Origin of the sequence: Kitasatospora sp. NPDC085464 (assembly GCF_044541955.1) — a bacterium.
Taxonomy (GTDB): domain Bacteria; phylum Actinomycetota; class Actinomycetes; order Streptomycetales; family Streptomycetaceae; genus Kitasatospora.
Genome location: NZ_JBITTM010000018.1, coordinates 154,479 through 164,905 on the forward strand (window position 1 = coordinate 154,479; position 10,427 = coordinate 164,905).

Consider the following 10,427-nt stretch of genomic DNA (forward strand, 5'->3'; position numbering starts at 1 on the left):
GGACGGATCGTCATAGCGGTGACGGGCCGGGCCGAGGAAAGGTGACCGATGGACCGGGACGGGACGACGGGAGCGACCCCCGAGAGCGCAGCCGCGAACGGGCCGACCGCGGAGGGGCCGACCGCGGAGGGGACCGGCGCCGGCGGGGCGACGCCCGAGGGGACGGCGGCGCGGTTCGAGGCCGAGCGCGGGCGGCTGCTGGCGATCGCCCGGCGGATGCTCGGATCGACCGGTGAGGCCGAGGACGCCGTGCAGGAGGCCTGGCTGCGGCTGGTCCGGACCGACCCGGCGGAGATCGACAACCTGCCCGGCTGGCTGACCACCGTGGTCTCCCGGATCTGCCTGGACCTGCTGCGGGCCCGCGCCGCGCGCCGCGAGGAACCGACCGGTGAGGCGCTGCCGGACGCGGCGGGCGGCGGCGCGGACCCGGAACGGGAAGCCTTGCTGGTCGAGTCGGTGGGCCGGGCGCTGCTCGTGGTGCTGGACCGGCTCGGCCCGGCCGAGCGGGTCGCCTTCGTGCTGCACGACGGCTTCGCGGTGCCCTTCGACCGGATCGCGCCGATCGTCGGACGGACCCCGGTCGCCACCAAGAAGCTGGCCAGCCGCGCCCGGCAGCGGGTCCGCGGCACGGCCGCGCTGCCCCCGGAGCCGCTGGCCGGGCACCGGCGGGTGGTGGAGGCCTTCCTGGCCGCGGCCCGCGACGGGGACCTGGCCGGGCTGCTGGCCGTCCTGGCCCCGGACGTGGTGCGCCGGGCCGATCCGGCGGCGCTGCCGCCCGGGCGTTCCCCGGTGGCCCGGGGCGCGGCGACGGTCGCCCGGGAGACCACCGTCCTCGGCCGCCGGGCCCGGCACGGTGCGGTGGCCCTGGTGGACGGGGTGCCCGGCATCCTGATCGCGCCGGGCGGGCGGCTGTGGCTGGTGCTGCGGGTGGCGGTGGCGGACGGCCGGGTGGCCGGCTACGAGGTGGTCGCCGACCCGGCCCGGCTCGCCGCCCTCGACCTGGCCGTGCTGCCGGGGTGACCTCCGCCGACCGGGCGCGGTCCGGTCGTCGGACGCGCGCCCGCCACCGGATGCGTCCGGTCGTCGACGGGTCGGCCGTCGGACGGGCCGCTCGTCGTACGCGTCGGACGGCGAACGGGTCAGTCGGCGATCCGGACCAGCATCTTCCCGGTGTTGGCGCCGCGCAGCATGCCGAGGAAGGCGTCCACCACGTGCTCGAAGCCGTCCACCACCGTCTCGTCCGGGACGACGGCGCCCGACCGCAGGTGCGGGACGAGGAAGTCGTACAGCTCGGGCCGGGCGTCGAGGTGGTTGCGGACCAGGAAGCCCTCCAGCCGCAGGCTCTTGCCGACCACGTCGTAGAGGTTGCGCGGCGCCGCCGGCGGGGCCTGCGGGTGGTCGTACTGGGCGACGGCGCCGCACCAGGCGATCCGGCCGTGGTCGCGCAGCGCGCCGATGGCGGCCTCCAGGTGGTCGCCGCCGACGTTGTCGAGGTACACGTGCAGCCCCTCGGGGGCGGCCTCGCGCAGGCGCTCCGCGATCGGGGCGTCGTGGTAGTCGAAGGCGGCGTCGAAGCCGAGGTGTTCGGTGAGGTGGGCGGCCTTGGCGGCGGAGCCGGTGCTGCCGACGATCCGTCCGGCACCGAGCAGTCGGGCGAGCTGTCCGGCGGCGGTGCCCACGCCGCCGGCGGCCGCCGAGACGAACAGGGTCTCGCCGGGCTGGAGGCGGGCGATCCGGGTCAGGCCGACCCAGGCGGACAGGCCGGTGCCGCCGAGCACCGACAGGTGGGCGCTGAGCGGGACCTTGGCGAAGTCGGGCAGCAGGCTCGCCCGTTCGGCGGTGACCACCGAGTGGGTCCGCCAGGCCTGGCGGTGGTGGACGAGCGCCCCGACGGGCAGGGCGTCGGCCCGGGACTCCACCACCCGGCCGAGGGTGCGGCCCTCCAGCGGCGCGTGCAGCGCCCAGCCGCCCTCGTCCATCTCCTCGCGCATGTACGGGTCGACGGACTGGTAGAGGTTCTCGACGAGGGCCTCGCCCGCCGCGAGCGCCGGGACGGTCTCCTCGACGAAGGCGAAGTTCGCGGCGGTCGGCGCGCCGTCGGGGCGGGAGACCAGGTGGACGGCGTGCGCGGTGGGGCGGGACATCGGGTGCTCCGGACGGGTGAGGACGGGCGGGACGTGATCACCGTAGGAAGCGGGGGAGCGGCCGGGCAGGGGCCGTGGCCGATGGAACGGCGGCTTCCATGAGCCGGATCGATGGATCGACACGTCCGGGACTAGATTCGAGCGCATGACCGATCTCGCCCCGCACGAGCTGCGGATCCTGGTCGCCGTCGACGAGGAGCGGAGCTTCACGGCGGCTGCCACGCGCCTGGAGACCACCCAGTCCGCCGTCTCGCACGCCGTGCGCGCCTGCGAGCGGAAGCTCGGTGCGGTGCTCTTCGACCGCGGGCGCCACGGCGCACGCCCCACCGATGCCGGCGCCCGGGCCGTGGCGTACGCCCGTCGGATCCTGCGGCTGCTGGACGCGATGGGTCCCGAGGTGCGCGGCGCGGGCGCCGACGGCCCGCTGACCGGCACGCTGCGGATCGCCGCCTTCCGCAGCGCCGCCGCCCATCTGCTGCCGCCCGTCCTGGCCCGGCTCGCCGAGCGGCACCCGGGGCTCGCCACGCACGTCCGGATCGTCCGGGAGATCGGTCGCGGCAGCGCCGGTGAGGTCGCCGACGGCCGCGCCGACCTCGGGCTGGCCACCCTGGACGCCGGCGGTCCGCCGCCCGTCCCGGGCCTGGTCGCGGTCCGCCTGTACGAGGAGTCGTACGCGCTCGCGCACCCGCAGGGCCACCCGGCGCCGCGTGAGCTCCCGCTGGTCGACTGGGACGAGAACTGCGGCTCGTACACCCGCGACTGGTGGCAGCGGCAGGACTGGATCCCGCCCGCCACCGTGGACGTGGAGGACGACACGGTGGCCCTCTCGCTGGTCGCCCAGGGCCTCGGCATGGCGATCATGCCCCGGACGGCGCTGCTCGGCGCCCCGTCCGGCCTCGCCGTCGCGGACCTCGGGCCGTGCCCGCCGAGCCGCTCGGTCGGGTACGTCACCACGCCCGAGCTGGCCGGGACGGCCGCCGTCCGGGCGGTGATCCGCGAGCTGCGCGAGGTGCGGTTGCCGGCGGGACTGGCACCTGCCCGGCCTGCGGCGTCGGCTCGGCCCCCGGCCGCCGGCTCGCCCTCGACGCCGGCTCAGCCCCCGGCCGCGGGCCCGTCCTCGACGGCCTCCCGGAGCTTGCGGAACTCCCCGGCCAGCGCGTCCAGCGTGTAGTGCGCGTTGAGGCCGCTGGGGTTGGGCAGCACCCACACCTCGGTGCCCCCGATGCCCTCCGGCTGGCGCCCGATGGCGGCTTGCCGGTGCCCGAAGGCCGTCCGGTAGGCGCCGATGCCGAGGACGGCCAGCACCCGCGGGCGCAGCCGCAGCACCCGCTCGCGCAGCGCGGCCCCGCCCTCGCGCAGTTCCTCGGCGCTCAGCTCGTCCGCTTTGGCCGTGGTGCGCGGGGCGACGTTGGTGATGCCCAGGCCGAGTGCGAGCAGCTGCTCCTGCTCGTCCGGCCGGTACTGGCGCCCGGTGAAGCCGGAGCGGTGCAGCGCGGGCCAGAAGCGGTTGCCGGGCCGGGCGAAGTGGTGCCCGGTGGCGCCGGACCACAGGCCCGGGTTGATGCCGCAGAACAGCACCCGCAGCCCCGGCCCGGAGACGTCCGGGATGGTGGTGTCCTTGGCGGCCAGCAGCTGTTCGGCAGTGGGTTTCGTCGGCGGGTGCGGCTTCACCCGGCCAAGTCTGCCGTGCCCTCCGCCGGTGCCGTGCGGCGGCTGTGCAGCCACCGCAGGCCGAACACCACCACGGCCGCGTACGCCCAGCCGACGAAGACGTCGATGATGAAGTGTTCCGCGCCGTAGACCAGGGTGAACGTCATCGCGAGCGGGTAGGCGACCAGGACCGCCCGCAGCCAGGGACGGGCGGTGGGCCAGAAGAAGAACAGCAGCATCGCCGGGTAGGCGGAGTGCAGCGAGGGCATCGCGGCGACGTCGTTGGCGAACTGGCTGCCGTTCTCCAGCAGCGAGTCGGCCTGCGGCAGCCCGCTCACCGAGATCACCTCCCAGACCACCCGGGACACCTGCGGCAGGTTGCCCTGCTGGGCGACCAGCCACGGCGGGTCGGCCGGGTAGAGCAGGTAGGTGGCGAAGCCCGCGAAGGTGAGCGTCAGGTAGCAGGCGAGCAGCTGTCGGAACCGGTGGTGCGCGCGTCGCCAGAGCACCGCGAGCAGCAGGAAGACGACGAAGAAGTGCGACAGGTAGACGCCCACCGCCGCGTAGTCGTACCAGTGCGGTGAGCCGGGGGTGTAGAGGGCGTGCTGGAGCCGGACCGTCCAGGTCTCGCCGAAGCCGAGCACCTCGTCGAAGCGCAACTGCGGCAGCCAGTGCGGGGCCCACGGGGTGTGCGCGCCGTAGCCGCGCAGCAGGGAGTACGTCCAGACCACGGCCATCACCGGCACCCAGTCGCGCAGGACCAGGACGAAGCCGCGGGGGCCGTGCCCGCTGTGCACGGCGCCGGTGAGCAGGGCGCCGATCAGCCAGAGGAACAGCACGTCGTTGGCGGCCGGGATGCCCTCGTCGCTCAGGAACCAGAGGAGGCCGGTGAGGTAGAGCGGCCAGGCCAGGAAGCGGAGTCTCGACCAGCCCGTCACGCGGGGGCGGGGTCGAGGCACCGGGCGCGGTCGCCCGGCCCGCGCGCGGGGCGGGGCCGGGGGGAGGGTCTTGGTCATGCGCACCGAAACTAGCAATCGAAACTTGGAGGACTCTGGATGAAATATGACCAGATCGTAAGAACGTCAGATCCGGTCGGCGCCGTTGTCGGCGTCGTCCTGGGCATCGCGTTCACGCCACGATGCCCAGCTCGTGCGGGGTGTTGTTGAAACGGCGGCCGCCGGCCGCGGTGACGGTGACGATGTCCTCGATCCGCACCCCGAACCGGCCGGGAAGGTAGATCCCGGGCTCGATCGAGAAGCACATCCCGGGCACCAGCGGCCGTTCCTCACCCTCGACCAGGTACGGCGGTTCGTGCGTGGTGGTGCCGATGCCGTGGCCGGTGCGGTGGATGAAGTGCCCACCGTAGCCGCCCTCGGTGATCACCCGCCGGGCGATCCGGTCGATCTCCTGGCAGCCGACACCGGGACGGACCGCGTCGAAGGCGGTCTGCTGGGCGAGCCGGACCAGCTCGTGCACCTTCCGCACCTCGGCCGGGACGTCCGTACCGACGTGCACCGTGCGCGTGGTGTCGGAGCCGTAGCCGTCCTTGAGACCGCCGAAGTCCAGCACCACGGTGTCACCCGTTCGGATGACCCGGTCACCGGCCTCGTGGTGCGGATCGGCGCCGTTGGGGCCGGAACCGACCACCGTGAAGTCCACCTGGCTGTGGCCGTACTGGATGAGCAGCGCGCCGAGGTCGGCGGCCACGTCGGTCTCCCGGCGGCCCGCGAAGCCGACTTCCAGGATCCCGCGGTAGGCGGCGTCCGCGGCGCCGCCGGCCGCGGCCAGGCGGTCCAGCTCCTCGTCGTCCTTGACCGCGCGCAGCATCGGCAGGGTCTCGGTGAGCGAGGTGAACGAGGCGCCGGGCAGCGCCGCCTGGAAACCGAGCAGGTGCATCGCCCAGGCGTTGTCGGAGACGCCGTAGCGCCCGGCCGGATCGAGCAGCGGGCCGGCGGTGGCGAACGGGTCCTCGCCGTCGGACCAGTCGAGCAGCCGGACGGCCCGGGCGCCGACCGCCTTCTCGGCGTCCGGGCGCTCCAACCTCGGGACGACCAGGACGGGTTCGCGCCCGGCGGTGAGGACGAGGGCGGTCAGCCGCTCGGTGATCGCGGTGGGCGTGTAGCCGCACAGGTAGGAGAGGTCGGGCCCGGGGGCGACGACCAGGCCGGCCAGTCCGGCGGCCGCCGCCTCGGCGGCGGCCCGGGTCATCCGGGCGGTGTGGTCCTCGACGGTGAAGGGTCGGGGCACGGCGGTTCCTCCTCGGGGGCGGACGGGCGCTGCTGGGACTCCATCGTCCTCGAATTCCCTCAGCGCCTCCCGGAGTCGGCGAAGTGCCGGAGGAACAGCGCCCCGACGTGGGCCATGTGCGCGATCTCGTCCGGGTCGACGCTCTCGTTCGGCGCGTGGATCAGGCAGCGCGGCTCCTCGACGCCCATCAGGATGATCTCCGCGTCGGGGTAGGTGGTGGCGAGGACGTCGCAGAGCGGGATCGAGCCGCCCTGGCCCAGGAAGGAGACCGGTACGCCGTAGACCTCCCGCATCGCCCGGTCGAGCGCGGCGTACGCGGGCCCGCCGGTGGCGGCCCGGAACGGCGAGCCGGCGCCCTCCCGTTCGACGTTCACCAGCACGCCCCACGGCGCGGCGGCCTCCAGGTGCGCGACCAGCGCGTCCTGGGCGGCGCGGGCCCCGGTGCCGGGCGGCACCCGCAGGCTCACCCGGGCCCGGGCGGTGGCCGGGACGGCGGCGGCCGAGCCGACCACGGGCGGGCAGTCGATGCCGAGCACGGTGACGGAGGGGCGGGCCCAGAGCCGGTCGGCGACCGTGCCGGAGCCGGTCAGCCGGACGCCGTCCAGGACACCGGCGTCGGTGCGGAAGGCGCTCTCGTCGTAGCCGACGCCGCTCCACGTCCCGCCGTGGTCCAGCCCGTCGATCCGGGTGCCGCCGTCGGCGTCGCGCAGCGAGTCGAGCATCCGGATCAGCGCCGCGAGGGCGTCCGGGGCCGGGCCGCCGAACATGCCGGAGTGCAGGTCGCCCGCGAGCGCCCGGACGGCGACCACCACATCGGTGACCCCGCGCAGCGAGGTGGTGGCGGTCGGGACGCCGACGGCCGCGTTGCCGGTGTCGCAGATCAGCAGGGCGTCCGCGTGCAACTCCCCGGCGTGCGGCGGCAGGTACCGCTCCAGACCGCCGGTGCCCTGCTCCTCGGAGCCCTCGACCACCAGCTTGAGGCCGACCGGCACGTCCCCGTCGAGCGCGCGCAGCGCGGTGAGCTGCATGACGATGTTGCCCTTGCAGTCGGCGGCGCCGCGCCCGTACCAGCGGCCGTCGCGCTCGGTCAGCTCGAACGGCGGTGAGTCCCAGGCGGCTTCGTCCAGCGGGGGCTGGACGTCGTAGTGGCTGTAGAGCAGCACGGTCGGGGCGCCGGGCGGCGGCGGGCGGTGGCCGATCACGGCGTGACTGCCGTCCGGGGTCTCCTCCAGGTGGACGTCGCGCAGGCCGGCCTCGGTGAAGGCGGCGGCGACCCACTCGGCGGCCTGGCGGCACTTCTCCGGCGGGTACTGCCGGGGGTCGGCGACCGACGGGATGGCCACCAGCTCGGCCAGGTCTTCCCGCGCGCGGGGCATCAACCCGGCGATCCGGCGCGCGAGTTCGTCGCTGTCGTCGCTGCTCGGGCCGGTGTGCGCGGTGTCGCTCATGCGGAGGCTCCCTGGGGTCGGGCTGCGGGCGGTGTCGCCTGTCGGGTCCGGTCCCGCACCGGGTCGCCGCGGGGCCGCGCGGTCCGTACGCCCGCTGCGCCGTCGCGCTGGTGGCCGTGGCCGTGCCCGTGGTCCTGCCGGTGTCCGTCGCCGTGCCCCTGGTCGTGTCCGGAGAGCGCCGGCCCGGCTTGCGCGGCGGGCGGAAGAGGTGCGCGAGCGGGCGGGGCGCCGGCGGGCCGCCGCCCGCGATCCCCGCGGTCGTCGAACCCGACCGGCGGGACGGGGCGGAGGAGGGCGCGGGCCAGGCCGGGGACCGCCGCGGCGGGGGCGGAGCGCAGACCGGCCACCGAAGCGGCCACTGAAGCGGTCGCCGCGAGCGCGAGCAGCACCCAGGACGTCGCGTCCGTGGAACTCATCCGGTCCTCCTCGGGTACGGCCCCGCTCGACTGGCTCGACTGCGGGTGGAAGCGGCCGCCCACGCCGGGGCCGCGGCAGACTGCGGTCGGCCTCGGCCTCGGCCTCGGCCTCGGCCTCGGTCGTCGGTCGTCGGCGGCCGGTGGCGGTCGGCGTCGGCCGATGGCGCGGGAGCCGGGGGAAGGGCCCCGTGGCGGGCCGTGCCCGGCCAGTCCATCCGGATGCCGGGGTCGCCGCATGCGGCACGCGCCCGAGTGGGTGACCGGCCGCGGGTGTCGGCGCGTTCGGCGCCGCTGCCCGGTGCTTGACGGTGCTCAGTCTGCTCTACGGTCTCCGACCGGGCACGGAATCATAAATTCCGGGCCGACTGTCGGTGCGGTGGGACACCATGACCGGCATGTCCTACGAACTCCAGGCGCTGATAGGAACATTGGAGCTGCTCAGGGTGGCAGCGGCGGAGGTTCCGGCGGCCCGGGTGGTGGCGTTGGCGCAGGGGATGGCGCTGATACCGGTCACCTCCGGGGTCCTCGCCGCGCTCCAGGGCGACGGCAGCGTGCTGAAGCCCGTCGGCGGATCCGGGTTCGGCTGGCACTCCGACGGCTTCGAACTCCGGCTGGCCGCCTGGTCGAAGGCCGGCCCGATCGCCTGCGTCGAGGCCGAGTACTACGGCGGCAGCGGCACCCAGCGCGCCGTGGTCTGGGAGAACGGCCGGATCGTCCTCGGCCCGCTCGCCATCGGCGAGTTCGAGCCCGCACCGGCCGACACACCGATCTCCCAAGCCCTTCGGCGGCTCGGCGTGCGCACCGAGGAGGGCCGGGTGGACGAGTTCGACTCGGTCGGCCTGGGGGCGTACCGCAGCACCGGAGGGTGGGCCGGGATCGACTGAGCCGTCACGCACCGTTCGGCGTAGGCGCGGTGGCCGCGTCCCGAGGACTGCCCGACCGTGTGATCAGGCGATCTCGCCTGATCCACAGCGAGAGGAAGCAGTACCCATGCGTGCCACCCGGATGGCCGTCGTGCTGACCGCAGCGTTCGCGCTGACCACTGTCGCCACGTCGTCCGCCACCGCCGCCGGCAACGGAGCCGCGGCCACCCGTACCACCGTTCCCGGCGCGGCCGCACCCGCCGTGCCCGGTCTGTCCGCCGTGCCGGGCCTGTTCGGCCTGTCCGCGCTGTCCGTCGCCCCCGTGGCGGTCCCGGCCCTGCCGAGCACCCTCCCGGCCTCCGAACCGGCGGCCCCGGCCACGTCGGCCCTCCCCGACACGTCGAGCCTCCCGGTCCTCCCCGCGACACCGGACCCGAGCGCGGCGCTCGGGGCGGTGGACGACATCGTCAAGCTGGTCACCGACCTGCTCTCGACGGCGACCTCCGCCGTTCCCGACCTCGGAGCCCTCCAGCAGCTCATCGCTGCTCTCCAGGCCGCCCTGCAGGGCCTGATCGGGCAGCTCCCGGCCCTCCCGTCGCTGCCCGCCCCGGCGCCGTCCAGGCTCCCCGACACCGCCACCCCGCCCTCCGCGGCCACCGTGCAGCAGCAGCTCGACGCCCTCCGGGCCCGGGCCCAGGCGCTGACCGCGGCGGCCCGCACCCACCCCGCCGCCGGCTGACCCCGGCGACGCGAACGGCCCCGCTCCCGAACCCGGGAGCGGGGCCGTACCGTTCGTCCCGCCGGCCGGAGGCCGACGGCGGACCACGATAGGGCGTGGTCCGTGGTCAGGCGTGGTCCGCGATCAGCGGTAGTTCACGTACTGGATCGCGAAGTCCAGGTCCTTGCCCTTGAGCAGGGCCTGCACGGCCTGGAGGTCGTCGCGGCTCTTCGAGCTGACGCGCAGCTCGTCGCCCTGGACCTGAGCCTTGACGCCCTTCGGGCCCTCGTCACGGATGATCTTCGCGACCTTCTTCGCGTCCTCCGTGGTGATGCCCTCCTTGACGTTGGCGAAGATCTTGTACTCCTTGCCGGAGAGCTGCGGCTCGGCGGCGTCCAGAGCCTTCAGCGACAGGCCGCGCTTGACGAACTTCGTCTGCAGCACGTCGAGGATGGCGCGCACGCGCTCCTCGCCGTTGGCCTTCATCTCGATCTTTTCGCCGGAGCGGCTGATCTCGCCGCCCACGCCCTTGAAGTCGAAGCGCGTCGCGATCTCACGGGAGGTCTGGTTGATCGCGTTGTCGACCTCCTGCCACTCGACCTTCGAGACGATGTCGAAACTGGAGTCGGCCATGGGTGTTGGTCTCCTTGATGCTCTGGCTTCACTGACACGGCCCGCCCCACCGGACGCCCGCCGCCCCAGCCTATCCAGCGCCGCCCCGCCCTCGCCCGCGACGACCGCCCGGTGTTCCTTGATCGTCGGGTGATCCACCGAGTGGCGAAGCACCCCCCGGCATCGGGTATGGTTTACCAAGTCGAACGGGGCGAACACCCCGGGCGGCGAAGATCCTGGCTGGTTGCCCGAGCGGCCAAAGGGAGCAGACTGTAAATCTGTCGCGCAAGCTACGCAGGTTCGAACCCTGCACCAGCCACAGGATAGAA

11 protein-coding genes and 1 tRNA gene are annotated in these 10,427 nt (G+C 74.7%); 5 read left to right on the forward strand and 7 right to left on the reverse strand.

What is annotated here, in order from left to right; genetic code table 11:
• Positions 1 to 48 precede the first annotated feature (48 nt).
• On the forward strand, positions 49 to 1,020 hold the full coding sequence (locus tag ACIGG8_RS18180; RefSeq protein WP_396549088.1) for a sigma-70 family RNA polymerase sigma factor: 972 nt from the start codon (positions 49 to 51) through the stop codon (positions 1,018 to 1,020).
• Positions 1,021 to 1,139: 119 nt separating this feature from the next.
• Here ACIGG8_RS18180 and ACIGG8_RS18185 read toward each other — a convergent pair whose 3' ends face one another.
• Positions 1,140 to 2,144, reverse strand: coding sequence for an NADP-dependent oxidoreductase (locus ACIGG8_RS18185; RefSeq protein ID WP_396549090.1), 1,005 nt, complete (start codon positions 2,142 to 2,144; stop codon positions 1,140 to 1,142).
• 145 nt (positions 2,145 to 2,289) lie between these two features.
• On the opposite strand from ACIGG8_RS18185, the gene ACIGG8_RS18190 reads away from it, so the two are divergent.
• Positions 2,290 to 3,315: a LysR family transcriptional regulator gene (locus tag ACIGG8_RS18190; protein WP_396549092.1), complete on the forward strand. Its 1,026-nt coding sequence runs from the start codon at positions 2,290 to 2,292 to the stop codon at positions 3,313 to 3,315.
• Here the strand turns inward: ACIGG8_RS18190 and mug are convergent.
• The 5 genes from mug to ACIGG8_RS18215 all read right to left on the reverse strand — a co-directional run bounded on the left by mug (position 3,237) and on the right by ACIGG8_RS18215 (position 7,905).
• Positions 3,237 to 3,815, reverse strand: coding sequence for a G/U mismatch-specific DNA glycosylase (gene mug / locus ACIGG8_RS18195; protein WP_396549094.1), 579 nt, complete (start codon positions 3,813 to 3,815; stop codon positions 3,237 to 3,239). The genes ACIGG8_RS18190 and mug overlap by 79 nt on opposite strands.
• Positions 3,812 to 4,732, reverse strand: a complete 921-nt coding sequence (locus ACIGG8_RS18200) for a phosphatase PAP2 family protein (protein WP_396549096.1) — start codon at positions 4,730 to 4,732, stop codon at positions 3,812 to 3,814. The genes mug and ACIGG8_RS18200 overlap by 4 nt, the downstream gene beginning before the upstream one ends.
• 190 nt (positions 4,733 to 4,922) lie before the next feature.
• The gene (locus ACIGG8_RS18205) at positions 4,923 to 6,002 is read right to left on the reverse strand and encodes an aminopeptidase P family protein (RefSeq protein WP_396549117.1); all 1,080 of its coding nucleotides are present in this window, start codon (positions 6,000 to 6,002) and stop codon (positions 4,923 to 4,925) included.
• 98 nt (positions 6,003 to 6,100) lie between these two features.
• Positions 6,101 to 7,489 (reverse strand): dipeptidase, encoded by a 1,389-nt coding sequence (locus ACIGG8_RS18210; protein WP_396549098.1) that lies wholly within the window; start codon positions 7,487 to 7,489, stop codon positions 6,101 to 6,103.
• The gene (locus ACIGG8_RS18215; protein ID WP_396549100.1) at positions 7,486 to 7,905 is read right to left on the reverse strand and encodes a hypothetical protein; all 420 of its coding nucleotides are present in this window, start codon (positions 7,903 to 7,905) and stop codon (positions 7,486 to 7,488) included. The genes ACIGG8_RS18210 and ACIGG8_RS18215 overlap by 4 nt, the downstream gene beginning before the upstream one ends.
• Positions 7,906 to 8,300: 395 nt before the next feature.
• Between ACIGG8_RS18215 and ACIGG8_RS18220 the strand changes: the two genes are divergently transcribed.
• Together ACIGG8_RS18220 and ACIGG8_RS18225 are read left to right on the forward strand one after the other, a co-directional pair.
• On the forward strand, positions 8,301 to 8,789 hold the full coding sequence (locus ACIGG8_RS18220) for a hypothetical protein (RefSeq protein WP_396549101.1): 489 nt from the start codon (positions 8,301 to 8,303) through the stop codon (positions 8,787 to 8,789).
• 106 nt (positions 8,790 to 8,895) lie between these two features.
• A complete protein-coding gene (locus ACIGG8_RS18225) occupies positions 8,896 to 9,507 on the forward strand; it encodes a hypothetical protein (RefSeq protein ID WP_396549103.1) in 612 nt (203 codons plus the stop codon).
• A gap of 123 nt (positions 9,508 to 9,630) precedes the next feature.
• Here the strand turns inward: ACIGG8_RS18225 and ACIGG8_RS18230 are convergent, their stop codons facing one another.
• On the reverse strand, positions 9,631 to 10,119 hold the full coding sequence (locus ACIGG8_RS18230; protein ID WP_350521529.1) for a YajQ family cyclic di-GMP-binding protein: 489 nt from the start codon (positions 10,117 to 10,119) through the stop codon (positions 9,631 to 9,633).
• A 217-nt stretch (positions 10,120 to 10,336) separates the two neighbouring features.
• Here ACIGG8_RS18230 and ACIGG8_RS18235 point away from each other — a divergent pair.
• Positions 10,337 to 10,417, forward strand: a tRNA-Tyr gene (locus tag ACIGG8_RS18235).
• Positions 10,418 to 10,427 lie beyond the last annotated feature (10 nt).